The sequence below is a fragment of the Corallococcus interemptor genome, from assembly GCF_003668875.1.
Classification (GTDB): domain Bacteria; phylum Myxococcota; class Myxococcia; order Myxococcales; family Myxococcaceae; genus Corallococcus; species Corallococcus interemptor.
This window is the reverse complement of the sequence record NZ_RAWM01000055.1, coordinates 32,681-50,545: the sequence shown is the minus strand read 5'-3', so window position 1 is coordinate 50,545 and position 17,865 is coordinate 32,681. Positions and strand designations below refer to the sequence as shown.

The following is a 17,865-nucleotide window of genomic DNA, read 5'->3' as shown; positions in this document are numbered from 1 at the left end:
GGGCGGACCCCGCCACGGCTCCGCCCACCGAGGACCCGGCGAAGGCCATGGGCACGCTGCAGGTGAAGGCCAACCCCTACGCCACCGTCTTCCTGGGCGAGAAGCGGCTGGGGGACGTGCAGGGCCGCGCGACCTACAAGGTCCCGGCCGGCACCTACACCCTGTCGTTCCATCACCCGTCTGGCAAGAAGACGTACACCGTCGTCGTCCCCGCCAACGAGACCGTGACGCAGGAGTTCCGCGCGCCTCGCGGCCGCTGACGCCCCCCCGGTAGCCCCTGCATCCCCTGAAGCCCCCGGCCGCCGGCGCTGAGCGTCGGCCGGCCGACGTCCGCCTGCACGCCTGCTCGTCCTCCTTGACGAGTGACGCGCGAATCTGGCACCTATGCCATCCATTCAGTAGCCTCTATTCAATGGAATCGATGGACCTGCTCGCGCCCGAGGAACTTGAGCGAATCGAGCGAGAGAACGCGGGCGGCCTGCCCGCGAACGCGATCCTGGAAATCTTCCGGCCCCGGGGCGTGAGGCTCTCGGAGGCGACGTTCCGGAAGTACGTCCAGGCCGGGCTGCTTCCCCGCAGCCGCCGCGTGGGCCGCAAGGGGAAGCACCAGGGCAGCCTGGGGCTCTACCCGGTGGAAGCGGTGCGGCGCATCAACGTCATCAAGAAGATGATGGCCGAAGGACACACCCTGGAGGACATCCGCCGCTCCTTCGTGTTCCACCGCAACCACATCGACCAGCTCCAGAGGGACCTGTCGGAGGTGCTGGACGGGTTCCAGGAGGAGCTGGGAGGACGGCCCCTGGGAGGAGAACGCAGGAGGTCACTCGAAGCCCAGTTGGCAACGCTCAGGCAACGGGCGCAGGATCTGGTCCGCGATGTCGCCCGGTTGGGCAGCGCCGTCACGGCGCGTGAAGACGAAACGCTCCGGCCACAATAGGATGCCCCCCAGGGTCCTGTTGAACCGGGTAGACTCCACGCATCTGGAGGACGACACATGTCGGAAGTGAAGCAGCTGCAAGAGGGCGGGGAGGGGAATGAGGAGGAGCAGCCCGCGGAACGCCGGCGCTCCAAGACGATGTCGCGCAAGGAGATGGCGCGCGACCTGCGGCGGCGCAGGCTGGCCGGCCAGCTGGACCCCGAGGAGACGGAGACGCTCAAGCTCGTGGACGAGCAGCGCCCGCGCACCCGCGCGGACTGCATCAACGGCCCGCGCCCGTGCCTCTTCGTGTCCTGCAAGCACAACCTCTATCTGGACGTGAACCCGGAGACGGGCTCCATCAAGCTCAACTTCCCGGACAAGGAAATCACGGAGCTGGAGCACACCTGCGCCCTGGACGTGGCGGAGAAGGGTGGAATTACCCTGGAAGAGGTGGGGGAGATCATGAACCTCACCCGCGAGCGCATCCGCCAGGTGGAGACGCGCGGCCTGATGAAGCTGCGCGAGGCCACGGAGGCCGAGCCTCCCGTGTCCGCTCGCAAGCCCTAGAGGGCAGCGCACTGTTCCGCTTCCGGGCCTGGGGTGACGTGTTGCGTTGACACCCCAGGGGGTGGTTGCTAGGACCCGCGCCACCCCACCCATAGCGAGGCGCACACGTGCTGGCTCTCCTGAGCGTTTCCGACAAGCGCGGTCTGGTCCCCTTTGCCCAGGGCCTGGTGCGGCTGGGTTACCGGCTGCTCTCCACGGGCGGCACCCTGGAGGCCCTGAAGGCCGCGGGCATCCCCGCCACCCAGGTCTCCGAGCACACGCAGAGCCCCGAAATCCTCGGCGGCCGCGTGAAGACGCTCCACCCCCGCATCCACGGCGGCATCCTCGGCCGGCCCAACCTGGACAGCGACAAGGCGGAGATGGCGGCCAACCACATCGAGCCCATCTCGCTGGTGGTGGTGAACCTCTACCCGTTCCGCCAGACGGTGGCGTCCGGCGCGGGCGAGGACGACGTCATCGAGAACATCGACATCGGCGGGCCGGCGATGGTCCGCGCGTCCGCGAAGAACTTCCAGCACGTGGCCATCGTGGTGGACCCGGACGACTACGCGCCGGTGCTCGCGGAGATTGAGGGCCAGAAGGGCGTGGGCCTGGAGACGCGGCGCCGGCTGATGCGCAAGGCGTTCGCGCACACGGCGGCCTACGACGCGTCCATCTCCGGGTGGCTGTCCGGCGAGGCCCAGGAGCCCTTTCCGGAGGAGCTGTCGCTCGCGTTCCGCAAGGTGCAGGGGCTGCGCTACGGGGAGAACCCGCACCAGCGCGGCGCCTTCTACAAGGAATACGCCGCCCCGAAGGAGCCGTCCGTCGCCTTCGCCAAGGTGCTCCAGGGCAAGGAGCTCTCGTACAACAACATCCTGGACCTGGACGCGGCCCTGGGGCTCGTCCTGGAGTTCCCGGAGAAGCCCTGCGCGGTGGTCATCAAGCACAACACCCCGTGCGGCGTGGCGGTGGATGACGCGCTGGAGAAGGCCTACCGCACCGCCCGCGCGGTGGACGAGGTGAGCGCCTTTGGCGGCATCGTCGCCTTCAACCGCGAGGTGGACGAGGCCACGGCGAGGGCCATGGCGGAGACGTTCCTGGAGGCGGTCATCGCGCCGTCGTACTCGGCGGCGGCGCTCCAGGTGCTGGCGGGCAAGAAGAACCTGCGCCTTTTGGAGGCGGGCCCCGCGCTGGCGTCCCCCGCGGCGGCGCCCCGGCCCCAGGTGGACGCGCGCAGCGTGTCCGGCGGCATGCTGCTGATGGACCGCGACGCGGTGGAGCCGCCCCTGGAGTGGAAGGTGGTCTCCAAGCGCGCCCCCACGCCGGAGGAGGAGCGGGCCCTGCGCTTCGCCTGGAAGGTGTGCAAGCACGTGAAGAGCAACGCCATCGTCTTCGCGGCGCCCTCCCAGCTCCTGGCCCAGGGCGGCGGGCAGACGAACCGGGTGGACTCCGTGCGCATCGCCATGACGCGAGGTGGCGAGGCCCTCAAGGGCAGCGCCGTGGCCTCGGATGCCTTCTTCCCCTTCCGGGACGGGCTGGACGAGGCGGCCCGGGCGGGGGCGACGGCGGTCATCCAGCCGGGCGGTTCCGTCCGGGACGCGGAGGTGATCGCCGCCGCGGACGAACATGGGATGGCCATGGTGGTGACGGGAGTGCGACACTTCCGCCACTAACTTCATGCGCATCGTCTGCCAGAAATGCGCGGCGGCCTACGCGATCGACGATCGGTTGATCACGCCCAAGGGCGTCCGCGCGCAGTGTCCCCGCTGCCGTCACCTCCAGCTCGTGAAGCGGGAGGCGTCCGCCGCGTCCGTGACGGCTCCCCCTGAAGGGGCCGTGCCCACACCCGCGCCGCCGGTCGCGCGTGAGCCCCGGAGCAATCCGGCCGCCGCGCCCGCCCCCGCGAAGGCGGCTTCGAAGTCGGACCTCTTCGGGGACTTCGGCGAGATGCCGGAGCTGGGCCCGCCCGGGAGCGTGGACCCGTTCGCGGACCTGGGCCCGTCATCCGCGCCTCCCGCGTCCGAGCCCAGGGCCGCGCCGAAGCCCGCGCCCAGGGCCGCGCCCGCCGCGAAGCCCGGCCCGCCGGTGCCGGACGCGCCCGGGGTGGCCGCTCCCGCGGTTCCCTCAGCTCCCTCAGCTCCATCGACGCCCGCGTCCGCCGCGGCGGATCCACTGCTCGACTTCCTGGGCCCGCCGCCCGGAGGCCTGGAGCCGGAAGCCGCGCCGCCGTCCGCGAAGGCCTCCCCGGCTCCCGCCGGAGCGGTGTCGCTGGGCCGCATGTCCGCCCGGCCCCCCGCGCAGGTCCTCCCGAAGCCGGAGGTGCACACCCATTGCCGCTCGTGCGGCAAGGCCCTGGCGGACGCCTTCGATCAGGCGATGGGCATCTGCGAGGACTGCAAGCAGCGCGAGGCCGCGTTCCCCCGCGAGTCCACCGTGATGGTGGCGCCGGAGGTGGCGGCGCCCGCGTCCGGCGGCGGCTCGGTGGAGCTGCCGGTGATGAGCGGGCTGGACCCCAGCGCGTCCGGTGAAGAGTTCCGGACGGACGGGGGCGCGGCGCTGTCGCCGGACTCGCGCGTGAGCTCGGTGAAGCCCGCGCGCACGTCGCACATCACGGCCGCGCCGGTCCGCAGCGCGCAGCGTGGCGGAAGCGGTGGTGGCAGCCGGGCGGGAGTCGTGGGCCTGCTGGCGCTGGCGGTCCTCGGGGCCGGCGGTGCGGGCTACTACTTCCTCGTGCACAAGCCCCAGGAGGAGCAGCGCCTGCGGGAGGCGAAGCCCGCCGCTCCGGCCCCGGTGCCTCCGGAGGTCCTGGCCGCGGTGGGCCGCTGGAAGCTCCAGTTCCTGGAGCTGGAGGGCACCAGCGCGGAGCACCTGGCTGCCGGCCAGAAGCAGCTCGGGCTGGACCAGCGCATCGCGTACACGGAGGCCGAGGAGTCCTTCCAGCAGGCGCTCCTGCTGGACCCGCGCAGCACGGACGCCATCGCCGGGTACGTGCAGGCGCTGGCGCTCGGGCGCGGTCCGGGCATGGACGACAACTCCTTCCAGGAGGCGCGCGAGCTCCTCCAGGCCGCGCAGCGCACCGACGGAGAGACGCCCGCGCTGCTCGTCGCGCACGCGAACCTGCTGCTGGCGCGCTCGCGCCAGCCCGGCAACCTGGAGGAGGCGTCACGGCTGGCGACGGAGGTGCTGTCCCAGCCGGGCGCCGCGGACGCCTACAAGGCGGAGGCGCACCTGGTGCTGGGGCGCGCGCAGGTGGCCACGTCGCGCGAGCTGGCGAACCAGGAGTTCGACGCCGCCCGCAAGCTGGCGCCCGGCCTCAAGCGCGTGGACTACTACAGCGCGCTCGCGCACGAGCAGGCCGGCCAGTACGGCCAGGCGCTGAAGCAGCTCAACCAGCGCATGCGGCTGGACCCCCAGGACTGGAACAGCCTGGAGGCCGCCGCCCGCATCTACGTCGAGGTGGGGGAGACCGGCCGCGCGCGCAAGCTGTACGAGGACCGGCTGAAGGCGAAGGCGGGCGACGTGCGCGCCACCCTGGCGCTGGCGGTGCTGCGCTACCAGGCGGAGGGCAACGCGCGCGAGGCCGTGCGCTCCCTGAGGGCCCTGACGAAGAACGCGTCCCGCTACGGTCCGCGCGACGCGTCGGAGATGTACAGCCACCTGGCCGCGGCGGAGCGCACGGCGGGCAACGACGCCGGCGCGGTGGAGGCGGCGACGCAGGCGCTGAAGGCGGTGCCCGCGCTGCCGGAGGCCCACCTGCAGTGGTTCCTGGTGGCGCTGGCGCAGAAGGACGCGGCCGTGGCCCGCGAGCACCTGAAGGGCTTCCAGGGCCGGCTGGAGGACGCGGCGCTGGAGAAGGTGCTGGAGGGGCGGATGCTCCTCCTGGAGGGCGACGCGGGCGGCGCGCAGGAGCGCTTCCAGCAGGCGGTGCGGCTGGACGACCGCCGCCTGGACGCGAAGCTCCTGGAGGGCGTGGCGGCGGCGAGCGCGAAGAAGCGCGACGAGGCCTTCCGCCTGTTCTACCCGGTGCTGGAGGCGCGCGAGTGGGATCCGCTGCGGCTGGCGCCCCGGCCCGCGCTGACGCGCTTCTGGCTGCGGCCGGGCGACACGCTGGTGGGCGTGGAGAACGTGGTGAAGTCCCTGGGCGACCGTCCGGAGGACGTGCAGCCCCTGCTGTACGAGGCCCTGGTGCGCTTCCACCAGGGGGACCATCCGACCGCGGAGCGGCTGCTGCAGTCCGTGGTGGACGTGAACGCGAACAGCGGCGCCGCGCAGGCGTACCGGGCGCTCATCGCGCTGGACACGAATGGGCCGCAAGCGCTCAGCCTCGCGCAGCGCGCGGTGGGCCTGGAGCGGGGGCTGCCGGTGGCGCGCCTGTCGCTGGGGCTCGCGCAGGCCGCGGGCAGGGACGTGGCGGGGGCCATGCGCACGTTGCAGTCCGCGTTGGACGTGGCGCCGAAGATGCTGTCCGCGCAGACGAAGCTGGCGGAGCTGCTGGTGACGTCGAAGCCGAAGGAGGCGCGCGCGGTGCTGGAGAAGGTGGTGGGGTTGGACCCGTCCTACTTCCCGGCGAAGAAGCTGCTCTTCAAACTCGACGAGCGAGGTTGACGTGAAGGTCCTGTTGCTGGGGTCGGGCGGCCGTGAGCACGCGCTCGCGTGGAAGCTGGCCCAGAGTCCTCGTCTGTCGCGGCTCCTGGTCGGCCCGGGCAATCCGGGCACGGCGCGCTGGGGCACCAACGTGCCGCTTCAGGCGGATTCGCCGGAGGCGGTGGTGTCGCTGGCGCGCCGCGAGCGCGTGGACCTGGTGGTGGTGGGCCCGGAGGCGCCGCTGGTCGCGGGCGTCGCGGACGCGCTGGCGCAGGTGGACATCCCGTGCTTCGGCCCCGTCGCCGCGGCCGCGCGCATCGAGGGCTCCAAGGCGTTCGCCAAGGAGGTCATGGCGGAGGCCGGCGTGCCCACCGCGGCCTTCCGCGTCTTCACCGACGCGGCGGAAGCCGAAGCGTACGCCGTCGCCCAGGGCCGCATCGTGGTGAAGGCGGACGGCCTGGCCGCGGGCAAGGGCGTCATCGTCGCGCCGGACGCGAAGGCCGCGCGCGACGCGGTGCGCGCCGTGGCCCAGATGGGGCAGGCGGGCCAGCAGATGGTGCTGGAGGAGCTGCTGGAGGGCGAAGAGGTGTCCCTGATGGCCCTGTGCGACGGCGAGCGCTACGTGCTGCTGCCGCTGTCGCAGGACCACAAGCGCGTGGGTGAGGGCGACACGGGCCCCAACACCGGCGGCATGGGCGCGTACTGCCCGGCGCCGTTCCTCACGCCGGAGCAGCTGGCGAAGGTGGGCGAGCAGGTCATCGCGCCCACGCTGGCGGTGCTCAAGAAGCGCGGCACGCCGCTGCGCGGGGTGCTGTACGCGGGGCTGATGCTCACGGCGTCCGGCCCCAAGGTGCTGGAGTTCAACGCGCGCTTCGGGGACCCGGAGACGCAGGTCCTGATGATGCAGGTGGACGAGGACCTGCTGCCGCTGATGGAGGCGTGCGCGAAGGGGACGCTGGAGCCCAGGCCGCTGAAGCAGTTCCCGGGCGCGTCGGTGGGCGTGGTGCTGGCGGCGGAGGGCTATCCGGACGCGCCGAAGAAGGGCGCGCGCATCGAAGGACTGGACGCGGTGGCGCCGAACGCGCCCGTGTTCCTGGCGGGCGTGGCGAAGCAGGACGGCGCGCTGGTGACGGCGGGAGGCCGGGTGCTGACGGTGTGCGCGCGCGGCGACACGCTGGCCACGGCGCGTGAGCGGGCCCTGGCGGCGGCGGACGCCGTGCGCTTCGAGGGCAAGCACTTCCGCCGGGACATTGGCGCGCGGGGGCTGCGGGCGCGGTCGTGAAGCTGCTGGCGCGCTATCTGCTCAAGGAGCTGCTCGTCCCCCTGGGTGTCTGGGTGGCGTTCATGTTCCTGCTGCTGTTCGTGATGCAGTTCCTGCGCGGCACGGACGTGCTCCTGGGCTCGGCGGTGACGCTGGGCGATCTGGGCCGGCTCATCGCGTACCTGGCGCCGCACTTCCTGGTGATGGCGCTGCCCATCGCGTTCCTCCTGGCCATCCTCCTGGGGCTGGGGCGGCTGGGCGAGGACCGGGAGCTCACGTCGCTGCAGGCGCTGGGCATCAGCCCGCTGCAACTCCTGGCCGCGCCGCTGGGCGTGGGGCTCGCGCTGAGCGCGTTCATGGTGCTGCTCACGTCCACGGTGGAGCCGTGGGGGCTCACGGGCGTGAAGGACCTGGTGGGCGAGGTCATCCAGAAGAACGTCGCGGGCGACGTGAAGTCCGGCGTCTTCTACGAGGACCTGAGCGACCTGACGCTGTACGCGCAGAAGGTGGCGCCCAAGGGCGGCGGGTGGACGAACGTGCTGCTGCACGACGACCGAGACCCCAGCTCGCCCCTGTTGGTGCTGGCGCACAAGGGCAGCGTGGGCACGTCCGAGCGGGGCGAGGCGCTGCGGATTGAACTGAGGGAAGGCGAGGTGCACCGCGCCAACCGCTCCTCGGTGGACGCGAGCGTCGTCGCCTTCGAGAAGGCGGAGATCAACGTGGGGCTGGGCGGGTCGCTGTCGAGGCGCAACCGGTTCCGCTCGCCGAAGGAGGAGCTGACGCCGGTGGAGCTGGTGGCGGCGGCGAAGGACGCGGAGGAGCGCCGGGAGGACCCTCGCCCCTTCCTGATGGCGCTGCACAGCCGGCTGGGCAACGCGGTGGCGCCGGTGGCGTTCGCGCTGCTGGGCACGCCGCTGGCCATTGGCCGCAGGCAGGCGGGCCGCGCGTGGGGCTACCTGCTGACGCTGGGCGGCTACGTCCTCTACTACCTGCTGAGCCGCGCCTTCGAGCAGATGGGCCAGAAGGGGCAGCTGCCGGTGCTGCTCGCGGGGCAGCTGGCGAACGTGCTCTTCATGGCGGTGGGGGCGTTCGCGCTGTACCGGGTGACGCGTTCGGGGACGGTGCGATGAAGGGCACCCTGTTCCGGTACGTGGTGCTCCTGTACGTGCGCTACACGCTGGGCATCCTGGCGGGCGTGGTGGCGGTGTTCCTGGTGGTGGACTTCGTGGACCGCGCGAAGGCCTACGGCGGTGAGGGCTGGGTGCTCGATGTGCTCAAGCTCTACGGCTACAAGGCGCTGGTGACGGTGCAGCAGCTGGGGCCGGCGGCGCTGCTGCTGGCGGCGGGCACCACGGTGTCCGCGCTGCGCAAGAAGGGCGAGGTCACGGCGCTGCGGGCGCTCACCTTCGGGCCGGCGGCGCTGTACCTGCCGGTGGCCGTGTGCGCGCTGGTGGCGTGCGTGGGGCTGGTGGCCTTCGACGAAACGGTGGCCGCGCGAGCGGGCCGGCGCGTGGATGAAATCACCACGCAGCGCTTCAACCGCTGGGGCGACTGGCGGATGTATTACACGCCGAAGCAGTGGTTCCGGCGGGGCGACGCCATCTTCTTCCTGCGAGGTGGCAACCCGCAGGAGGGCTTCGAGAACGTCTCCATCTTCACGCTGACGCCGGAGTTCAAGCTGCGGCGCCGGGTGGACGCGGGGCGGATGCGCTCGTTGGAGGGCACGCGCTGGGAGCTGACGGACGTGGTGGAGCGCACGTTCACGGAGGACGGGCGCACGTCGGTGACGCAGCGGCCCACGGCGGAGTACGAGCTGGGCGTGGGCGCGACGACGTTCCGCATCCGGCCGGGCCGTCCGGAGCAGATGCGCCTGGGCGAGCTGGGCGAGCAGATTGTTGCGCGAGAAGAGGTGGGGCTCGCGACGAAGGCCTTCCAGCTCGCGTGGCACAACCGCTTCGCGTACCCGCTGGCGGGGCTGCCCGCGGCGCTCCTCGCGGTGGGCCTGGCGCTGCGCACGAACCGAAGGGGACACCTGACGGCGGCGGTGGTGGAGGGATTGCTCATCGCCGTGGCGATGTGGGGCCTGATGGTGGTGTCCCGCACGCTGGTGCTCACCGAGCGGCTGGCGCCCGCGGTGGCGGCCTGGATGCCCACGACGCTGCTGACCCTGGTGGCGGCGGCCCTGTGGCTGCGCCGCGAAGGATTGCTGCACCTGCCGCGCCGAAGCGTCACGCGGCAGGCGTAGACCCGTTCAACCGCGAAGCAGCCGGCGCGTGTGACGGGCGAGCTGAACCTCCTCATCGCTGGGCAGCACGCGCACCGGGCAGGGTGATGCATCGGTGGTGATGACCTGCGCGTTGGCCTCGTTCCGCTGCGGGTCCACGCGGACGCCCAGGTGGCCCAGCCTCGCGCACACGCCCTCGCGGACCTGCGCGCTGTTCTCCCCGATGCCGCCGGTGAAGACGAGCAGGTCCAGCCCGCCGAGCACCGCCGCGTAGGCACCCACCGTCTTCGCGATGCCGCGCGTGAAGACATCCACCGCCAGTGCCGCCGCCGCGTTGCCCGCCGCCGCGTCGCGCGTGAGGGCCTGCATGTCGCTGGTACCGTCCGACAGGCCGCGCAGCCCGGAGTCCTTGTTCACCAGCGTCTCCAGCGCATCCGCGTCCAGACCGCCCGTGCGCATCAGGAACAGCAGCACGCCCGGATCCAGGTCGCCCGTGCGGGTGCCGCTGGGAATGCCGCCGGTGGGCGTGAAGCCCATGGAGGTATCCACGGAGCGTCCACGTTCGAGCGCCACGAGGCTCGCGCCATTGCCCAGGTGCGCCACCACGGTGCGCTCGGGGATGTGGGGCGCGAGCCTTGCCACGATGGACTCGTACGACAGGCCATGGAAGCCGTACCGCTGCACGCCCTGCTCGCGCACGGAGCGGGGCAGGGGGAACGTCGACGCGACCTCTGGCAGCGTCGCGTGGAAGGCCGTGTCGAAGCAGACGAACTGGGGCACATCCGGGAGCTGCCGCTGCGTGGCCCGGATGAGCCGGAGCGCGGAGGGGATGTGCAGCGGCGCGAAGTGCGTCGCCTCCTCCAGGGCCTTCATCACCTCCGGCGTCAGCGCCTGGTGCTGGCGCAGGTGGGGGCCGCCATGCACCACCCGGTGCCCGATGGCCTGGGGTGGCTCCGCGCCCAGCTCCTTCAGGTGCCGCACGGCCTCCTGGAGGGCGTCCTCCTGCGACGGATGCCGCACGTCCAGGGCGCGCACCTGCTTCCCCGCGCCGTCCTTCACGACCAGCCGGCCCTGCTCCGCGCCAATGTGGGTCGCGCTGCCCTTGAACCGGACCGCCTCCTGGCCACCCTGTTCGACGTAGAGGCCGAACTTCAGCGACGACGAGCCGCTGTTGATGACCAGCACCGTGCCCGGGTCGCTCATCGCGCGCTCCATTTCCAGTGGGCCACCTCCGGCATGTCCTCACCGTGCTCCGACACGTAGAGCTTGTGCCGCTGCCTCACCTCGGAGAAGCGCTGCTCCGCGTCGTCCAGCCGGTGCCGCGCGGCCTTCGAGTGCCGGATGGCGTCAAGCGCCAGGGTGAAGCGGTCCATGTCGTTGAGCACCGTCATGTCGAACGGCGTCGTCGTGGTGCCCTCTTCCTTGTACCCGTGCACGTGGATGTTGGCGTGATTCGCCCGGTTGTACGTGAGCTTGTGCACCAGCGTCGGGTAGCCGTGGAACGCGAACACCACGGGCTTGTCCGTGGTGAACAGGCGGTTGAAGTCTTCTTCGTTGAGGCCGTGCGGATGGACGTGCACGGGCGCGAGCGTGAAGACGTCCACCACGTTGACCACGCGCACCTTGAGCTCCGGGGCCCACTCGCGCAGCAGCGTCACCGCGGCCAGCGTCTCCATGGTGGGCACGTCACCCGCGCAGGCCATCACCACGTCCGGGTCACCGTCGTCATTGCCCGCCCAGTCCCACGCGCCAATGCCCGCCGAGCAGTGGCGCACGGCGCTTGCCATGTCCAGCCACACGGGCGACAGCTGCTTCCCCGCGATGATGAGGTTCACGTAGTTCTTCGAGCGCAGACAGTGGTCCGCCACCGACAGGAGCGTGTTCGCGTCCGGCGGCAGGTAGATGCGCACCGTGTCCGCCTTCTTGTTGGCCACGTGGTCGATGAAGCCCGGGTCCTGGTGGGAGAACCCGTTGTGGTCCTGCCGCCACACGTGCGAGCTGAGCAGGTAGTTCAGCGACGCGATGGGCTTGCGCCACGGAAGCTCCTTCGCGCTCTTTATCCACTTGGCGTGCTGGTTGAACATCGAATCGATGATGTGGATGAACGCTTCGTAGCAGGAGAAGAAGCCGTGGCGTCCGGTGAGCAGGTAGCCCTCCAGCCAGCCCTGGCAGAGGTGCTCGCTCAGGACCTCCATCACGCGGCCGTCGACGGAGAGGTTCTCGTCCGTCGACAGCTGCTTCGCGTCCCAGCTCTTGCCGCTGACGGCGTACACGTCCTGGAGCCGGTTGGACGCGTTCTCATCCGGGGCGAACATGCGGAAGTTCTTCGCCGCCAGGTTGTGGCGCATCACGTCCCGCAGGTAGCCGCCCAGCACCTTGGTGGCGCTGACCTGCTTGGAGCCGGGGACGCCCGGGTCCACCGCGTAGTCACGGAAGCCCGGCAGCACGAGCGGCACCAGTAGCTGGCCACCGTTCGAGTGCACGTTGACGCCCATGCGCAGCCGGCCCTTGGGCGCGATGTCCGCCAGCTCCTCGCGGAAGGTGCCGTTCTCGTCGAACAGCTCGCGGGGGCGGTAGCTGTGGAGCCACGCCTCGAGGATCTTCAGGTGCTCGGGGTTGTCACGCACCTCCTCCAGCGGGACCTGGTGCGCGCGCCAGGTGCCCTCCACCGGCTTGCCGTCCACCACCTTCGGGCCGGTCCACCCCTTGGGGGTGCGCAGCACGAGCATGGGCCAGCGCGGGCGGGTGGGGTCGTTGTTCTCACGGGCGTGGCGCTGGATGCGCTGGATCTCGGCGTAGAGCGTGTCGAGCACCGCCGCCATCCGCTGGTGCATGTCCTTCGGGTCGTCGCCCTCCAGGAAGTAGGGCGTGTAGCCGTAGCCCTTGAAGAGGGCCTCCAGCTCGTCATGGTCGATGCGCGCGAGCACCGTGGGGTTGGCGATCTTGTACCCGTTGAGGTGCAGGATGGGCAGGACGGCGCCGTCGCTGATGGGGTTGATGAACTTGTTGGAGTGCCAGCTCGCGGCGAGCGCGCCCGTCTCCGCCTCGCCGTCGCCGACGACGCAGGGGACGATGAGGTCCGGGTTGTCCAGCACGGCGCCGTAGGCGTGGAGGAGCGCGTAGCCCAGCTCGCCACCCTCGCTGATGGAGCCGGGGACCTCCGGCGCGTCGTGGCTGGGGACGCCGTAGGGCCAGGAGAACTGGCGGAACAGGCGCTTCATGCCGTCGCGGTTGCGCTCGATGTTGGGATACAGCTCCGTGTAGGAGCCTTCGAGGAACGTGTTGGCGATGATGCCGGGCGCGCCGTGCCCGGGGCCAATGAGATACATCATGTTGGCCCGGTGGTTCCGGATGATGCGGTTCAGGTGGACGTAGATGAAGTTGAGGCCGGGCGTGGTGCCGAAGTGCCCCAGCAGGCGCGGCTTGATGTCCTCGCGGGTGAGGGGCCGCTCCAGGAGCGGGTTGTCCTTGAGGTAGATCTGCCCGATGGACAGGTAGTTCGCCGCGCGCCAGTAGGCGTCGATCTTCCCCAGCTCCTCGTCACTCAGCGGACCCGCCATCTTTCATCTCCCGAGGTGAAGGCCGTGCAACCCCGGGAGATGGGACTCCAGACTTCACGCGCGGTGCAACGTGATTCCGCCGCGCAATGACGGACGCATGACACGGCCTCAGTGGGAGGCGGGCACGTCGGACATGTTCACCGGCGTGCCGCCGCGCTTCACCTTGGGGAAGAACAGTCCCGCCGTGAACGCGGCGATCATCGCCGCGCACATGATCCAGAAGTTGATGGACAGGCCCGTGTTCAGGGCGCTGCCCAGCGTCTCCAGGATGGCGGGGGCCAGGCCGCGTCCGTGCTCGGGGCCCAGCAGCTCCGTGGCGGCGCTGACGGGGACGTTCGGGTCCTTCATGAGCTGCGACACCAGCACGCCGCCCATGACGCCCACGCCCAGCGACCCGCCGATGGTGCGGAAGAACATGCTGCTCGCGGTGGCCACGCCCCGCAGCTCCCAGCCCACGGTCGTCTGGACGGCGACCATCGTGGCCATGGCGGCGAAGCCCAGGCCAATGCCGAACAGCCCCATGGCGATCCGCGGCACGAGCATGGAAGCGCCCGGCTTGAGCAGCAGCGCCATCAGCACGGTGCCGATGGACGCGAGTCCCAGCCCGCCGACGATGAGCGGACGGAAGCCCGTGCGCACCATCAGCTTGCCTCCGATGAGGCTCGCCAGGGGCCAGCCGACGATCATCGGGGTGATCATCCCGCCCGCCATGGTGGCCGAGCCGCCGAGCACGCCCTGCACGTACAGCGGCACGTAGGTGGTCGCGCCGAACTGGGCGGCGGAGAAGAGGGCGCCGGCCACGTTGGAGATGGCGATGGTGGGGATCTTGAAGATGCTCATCGGGATGATGGGCTCTGCGGCGCGGAGCTCCACGAACACGAACGCGGTGAGGAGCAGGGCGGCCAGGGGCAGGGCGAGCAGCGTCGTGCCCGAACCCTGCACCCCGAACAGCAGCGCCACGACGCCCGAGGACAGCAGCGCCGCGCCCGCGTAGTCGAGCCGCGCGCGAGCCTTGGGCTGGAGCTGCTCGTGGAAGAACATGACGAGCAGCACCATGGACGCGATGCCGATGGGGATGTTGATGAAGAAGATCCAGTGCCACGTGAGGTACTTCACGATGAGGCCACCGGTGAGCGGGCCCGCGAGCCCGGCGATGCCCCACACGGCGCTGAAGGCACCCTGGACCTTCCCGCGCTGCTCCAGCGTGTAGATGTCCCCGATGATGGTGATCGCGATGGGCTGCATCGCGCCGGCGCCCAGGCCCTGGAGGACGCGGAAGGCGATCAGCATGTTCATGGACGTGGAGAACCCGCACGCCAGGGACGACAGCAGGAACAGGGCGGAGCCGAAGAGGATGATGGGCTTGCGGCCGTAGAGGTCGGCGAGCTTCCCGTAGATGGGGACGGTGATGGTGGAGGACAGCATGTACGCGGTGAAGACCCACGCGTAGTGCTGGATGCCGCCCAGGTCGCTGACCACCGTGGGCATGGCGGTGGAGACGACGGTCATCTCCAGCGCGGCCACGAAGAGGGACAGCGCCAGAGCCAGGGTGGTGAACGGTCGATGGGTGGTGCGCATGTCGGAAGAGGGCCCGGCGGGAAAGGACCCTGGGTAACGCGTGCCCGTCCGGACCGCCAACGTCAAGCGCGTGAAAAGTGGCATGGGCGCCATCGCCCCGGGATTCCACGTCCAGTCCGGAAGGGCGGAGACACACGAGGTGGGATAGGGTCCAGCGGCCTCGCGAGTCCGAGGCGCACGGCATGCTCACGGATACGAAGACGGTCGAAGCAGGGCGCTGGAGGACGGCGGTCGCCGCGGTGTTGGCCCTCTACGCGGTGGGGCTGGTGCTGGCGGAGGCGGTGCTCCAGGCCGGAGCCATCCTGGCCACGGCGCTGGCCCTGGCGCTGGCGGCGACGAAGCGGCTGAAGCTGGAGAAGGACGTGAGGGCGTTCGTGCTGGCGAGCGTCGCCCTGAGTATCTGGCAGCTGGTGTCTCCGGCGGTGGCGCTGATGACGGGAGCCGCGACGAAGTGGCCAAGGGGCGCGAGGTACGGTCAGGCGCTGGACACGGTGGCGGGAGCCGCGGTCGCGTGCATCGGGACGCTGGGAGTGCCGTGGCTGTTGCTGGGAAGCCTCATCGCGGGAGGCTGGCTCCTGGCGGCGGCGCTGGGCTTCTTCCAGCACCGGGTGCCCTGGCCCTGGGAGCCGCCGAAGTTCACGAAGCTGAACCTGGCGCGCCTGCACGAGAACTTCGGGACGGAGGAGAACCCGAGGTACGCGGCCGGAGGCTTCTTCTTCCACCGGCTGAGGTTCGCGCACGGGGCCATTGCCGTATTGGGGCCCGCGCTGGCGGTGATTGGACGGTCGAAAGAAACGCGGCGGAGGGTGCTGGCCGGGGTGATGGTGCTGGGGCTGCTGCTGTCCATCTACGGCGCGTTCGCGCGCGCAGCGCTGGGAGCGGCGCTGGGCGTGTGCGTGCTGGCGCTGCTGCTGTTGCTGCGGGGGACGCCGCGCAAGGCCGGGCTGGGCGTGGCGGTGGCGCTGGTGGCCGTGGTGTTGCTGACGCCCGCGTGGAGGGAGCGGTTCGGCAAGGCGGTGGACAACCTCTTCGGCAGCGGGGAGCGCTCACTGGCGATGTCCGTGGGTTGGCGCCTGGTGCGCGAGCATCCGTTGGTCGGTGTGGGCTTCGGCAATCACAAACCCGCGGCCCTGGCGACGCAGGCGGAGACGGGCATCACGGACCTTCTGGCCACGGACTCACACAACCTCTGGCTGACGGCGTGGGCGGAGACAGGGCTCGTGGGCCTGGTGCTGCTGGCGACGATGCACTTCCTGCTGGCGAGGGCACTGGTGCGAAGGCATCGGGCGGGGTCGATTCCAGCCACGGGAGCCCTGCTGTCCTTCGTGGGCTTCCACGTCCTGGCCCTGGTGCACTACCTGCCGTTCCACCCCAGCGTGCACCTGTCGTTCATGTTCATCTGGGGACTGGGGCTTTGCGTGTACAGTCATGAACCGGTAAAGCCTGCGTAGTTGGAAAGGAACGGCTTGACGGAGGCGAGTGAACTGGCGAGAGAGCGGCGCCATGACCCGATTCCTTCAGGTGCTGACTCCTTTCTGTCTGGGTTCCTTCCTTGCCTGTGGAGGGGCTGAGTCCCAGTCCACGCAACCCGAGACGCTGGCGACCACTTCGCAGCCCTTGGTGAAGGTGAACCAGACGTATTCCTATTGGACCGTGCCGAACGTGCCGGCGCAGGGCCTCTACAACTTCGACCTGACCATCTTCCCGTCGAACGACCCGGCCGCGGACGCGACCCACGTCGCGCCCTGGTATTTCTACTCGGCGCAGTTCGCCTTCCAGACGGGCGGCGAAGCGGGCTACATCGGCATCCAGACGGACCCCAATGGCAAACGCGCGGTGTTCTCCATCTGGGGAGCCAATGGCGCGACGTGCTCGAACGTCGCTGGCGCCATCTGTCAGCCGTTCTCGCACGAAGGGGTGGGGTACCAGACCATGGTGCCCTTCAACTGGGTGGCCGGGCAGTACTACCGCGTCCGTGTCTGGCAGAACGGAGCGGACGCGGAAGGCGAGTGGTGGCTGGGCGTCATCATCAACGACAGCACGCAGACGGAGACGGTGGTGGGACGGATCCGCGTGCCGTGGGGGCGCAACTGGCTGAGCGGCTCCATCATCAACTGGGTGGAGTGGTACGGCCCCGGCACGGACAACTGCACCCAGCTCACATCGTCCACGGTCTACTTCGGCCCGCCGAAGGGGAACGCCGGGACGCTCACCGCGCCGCCGCCCTACAACACGACTGGGCAGGGGCCGTGCGCGTCGGACATCAGCGTGTACGGCGAGTGGATGAGGCATTACAACGGTTGGTGAGCGCACGCACGGAGCCGAACGATGGTCACCCGGATCGGAGCACAAGACAGGGACTTGCAGCAGCTGCTCTGTGACTACGTACCCCAGGTGTTCCGCCGGGCGGACTTCCGTCGTTGGTGTGCCTGGGGACAGTGGAATGACGACTACCACGCGTTCGCGCTGATGGAGGCCGGACGCGTGGTAGCCAATGCCTCCGTGATGCGGATGCGCCTGGTGTTGGAGGGGCAAGAGGTGACGGCCTACCAGCTGGGCGCCGTGGGCTGTGTTCCATCGCATCGTGGGCGGGGCCTGTCACGGGTGGTGATGAGCGCCGCGTTGGACGCATGCGGGGACGCACCCGTGCTGCTCTTCGCCAACCCGACCGTGCGCCAGTTCTACCCGCGCTTCGGGTTCCAGCCGCAAAGGCAGACGTTGTTCGCCGCCGCGTACGATGCGGTGCCGGAAGGTCCACCCGCGCCCACGCTCTCATTGGATGACGCGGAAGTGCGCGCCGGACTTGTCGCGCTCTCCCGCGAGGGGCTCCCGTCAACGGAGCGCTTCGGCGCGCGTGGCTACGCAACGGCGGCGAGTTGGCCCGTGGCCAATGGCTTCGCGCGACCGTTGCGGCAGCTGGGCTCGGAGGCCTGGGTGTTCGCGGGAGTCGAGGGAGACACGCTCTACCTGGACGACGTCTTCGCCCGGGAGCCCTTCGACCTGCGAGCCTGGCTCCCCCGGTTGATCGACCGACCCATCCGGGCCATCCGCTTCGGGTTCACCCCGGAGCGTTACTGGCCCGGTGCGGTGGAGGCCGGTGAGGACACGGAGGCCGACCTGTTCGTGCGGGACCTCCGGCTCTCACCAGAGGCCCACCGGTTCCCGATCATGGCCCACACGTGACTCTGTCCCC

The 17,865-nt window shown here is 70.4% G+C and carries 13 protein-coding genes and 1 pseudogene; 11 read left to right on the top strand and 3 right to left on the bottom strand.

All coding sequences use genetic code 11. From position 1 onward, the window contains the following. The 8 genes and pseudogenes from D7X96_RS40025 to D7X96_RS20465 form a co-directional block, all read left to right on the top strand. Window positions 1–260, top strand: a pseudogene (locus tag D7X96_RS40025) (serine/threonine protein kinase); the annotation flags it as partial. Window positions 261–412: 152 nt separating this feature from the next. Continuing rightward, complete coding sequence (locus D7X96_RS20495; protein ID WP_014397953.1) at window positions 413–937, top strand: MerR family transcriptional regulator; 525 nt, start codon at window positions 413–415, stop codon at window positions 935–937. Window positions 938–994: 57 nt separating this feature from the next. Next, window positions 995–1,486, top strand: a complete 492-nt coding sequence (locus D7X96_RS20490) for a sigma factor-like helix-turn-helix DNA-binding protein (RefSeq protein ID WP_120549345.1) — start codon at window positions 995–997, stop codon at window positions 1,484–1,486. Between the two features lie 107 nt (window positions 1,487–1,593). Beyond that, a complete protein-coding gene (purH, locus tag D7X96_RS20485) occupies window positions 1,594–3,138 on the top strand; it encodes a bifunctional phosphoribosylaminoimidazolecarboxamide formyltransferase/IMP cyclohydrolase (protein WP_121722775.1) in 1,545 nt (514 codons plus the stop codon). Between the two features lie 4 nt (window positions 3,139–3,142). Further along, window positions 3,143–6,070: a zinc-ribbon domain-containing protein gene (locus tag D7X96_RS20480; protein ID WP_121770511.1), complete on the top strand. Its 2,928-nt coding sequence runs from the start codon at window positions 3,143–3,145 to the stop codon at window positions 6,068–6,070. A gap of 1 nt (window position 6,071) precedes the next feature. Then, complete coding sequence (gene purD / locus D7X96_RS20475) at window positions 6,072–7,331, top strand: phosphoribosylamine--glycine ligase (protein ID WP_120549342.1); 1,260 nt, start codon at window positions 6,072–6,074, stop codon at window positions 7,329–7,331. Then, window positions 7,328–8,440, top strand: a complete 1,113-nt coding sequence (locus D7X96_RS20470; protein WP_120549341.1) for an LptF/LptG family permease — start codon at window positions 7,328–7,330, stop codon at window positions 8,438–8,440. Before purD ends, D7X96_RS20470 begins: the two co-directional genes overlap by 4 nt. Continuing rightward, window positions 8,437–9,555, top strand: a complete 1,119-nt coding sequence (locus tag D7X96_RS20465) for an LptF/LptG family permease (protein WP_120549340.1) — start codon at window positions 8,437–8,439, stop codon at window positions 9,553–9,555. The genes D7X96_RS20470 and D7X96_RS20465 overlap by 4 nt, the downstream gene beginning before the upstream one ends. A gap of 6 nt (window positions 9,556–9,561) precedes the next feature. On the opposite strand, the gene D7X96_RS20460 is transcribed toward D7X96_RS20465, so the two are convergent. From D7X96_RS20460 to D7X96_RS20450, 3 genes are all read right to left on the bottom strand, one after another. Next, window positions 9,562–10,737 carry an acetate/propionate family kinase gene (locus tag D7X96_RS20460; RefSeq protein ID WP_121722787.1) on the bottom strand — a complete coding sequence of 392 codons (1,176 nt, stop codon included), beginning with the start codon at window positions 10,735–10,737 and terminating at the stop codon, window positions 9,562–9,564. Then, the gene (locus D7X96_RS20455) at window positions 10,734–13,094 is read right to left on the bottom strand and encodes a phosphoketolase family protein (RefSeq protein WP_121770510.1); all 2,361 of its coding nucleotides are present in this window, start codon (window positions 13,092–13,094) and stop codon (window positions 10,734–10,736) included. The genes D7X96_RS20460 and D7X96_RS20455 overlap by 4 nt, the downstream gene beginning before the upstream one ends. A 108-nt stretch (window positions 13,095–13,202) precedes the next feature. Further along, window positions 13,203–14,672, bottom strand: coding sequence for an MDR family MFS transporter (locus D7X96_RS20450; protein WP_121770509.1), 1,470 nt, complete (start codon window positions 14,670–14,672; stop codon window positions 13,203–13,205). A 182-nt stretch (window positions 14,673–14,854) separates the two neighbouring features. On the opposite strand from D7X96_RS20450, the gene D7X96_RS20445 reads away from it, so the two are divergent. From D7X96_RS20445 to D7X96_RS20435, 3 genes are read left to right on the top strand one after another with little or no spacing between them, the layout of a single operon-like run. Then, window positions 14,855–16,123: an O-antigen ligase family protein gene (locus D7X96_RS20445; RefSeq protein ID WP_121770508.1), complete on the top strand. Its 1,269-nt coding sequence runs from the start codon at window positions 14,855–14,857 to the stop codon at window positions 16,121–16,123. A 52-nt stretch (window positions 16,124–16,175) separates the two neighbouring features. After that, window positions 16,176–16,979, top strand: coding sequence for a DUF3472 domain-containing protein (locus D7X96_RS20440; protein WP_147442783.1), 804 nt, complete (start codon window positions 16,176–16,178; stop codon window positions 16,977–16,979). A 54-nt stretch (window positions 16,980–17,033) separates the two neighbouring features. Continuing rightward, on the top strand, window positions 17,034–17,855 hold the full coding sequence (locus D7X96_RS20435; protein ID WP_244219666.1) for a GNAT family N-acetyltransferase: 822 nt from the start codon (window positions 17,034–17,036) through the stop codon (window positions 17,853–17,855). Window positions 17,856–17,865 lie beyond the last annotated feature (10 nt).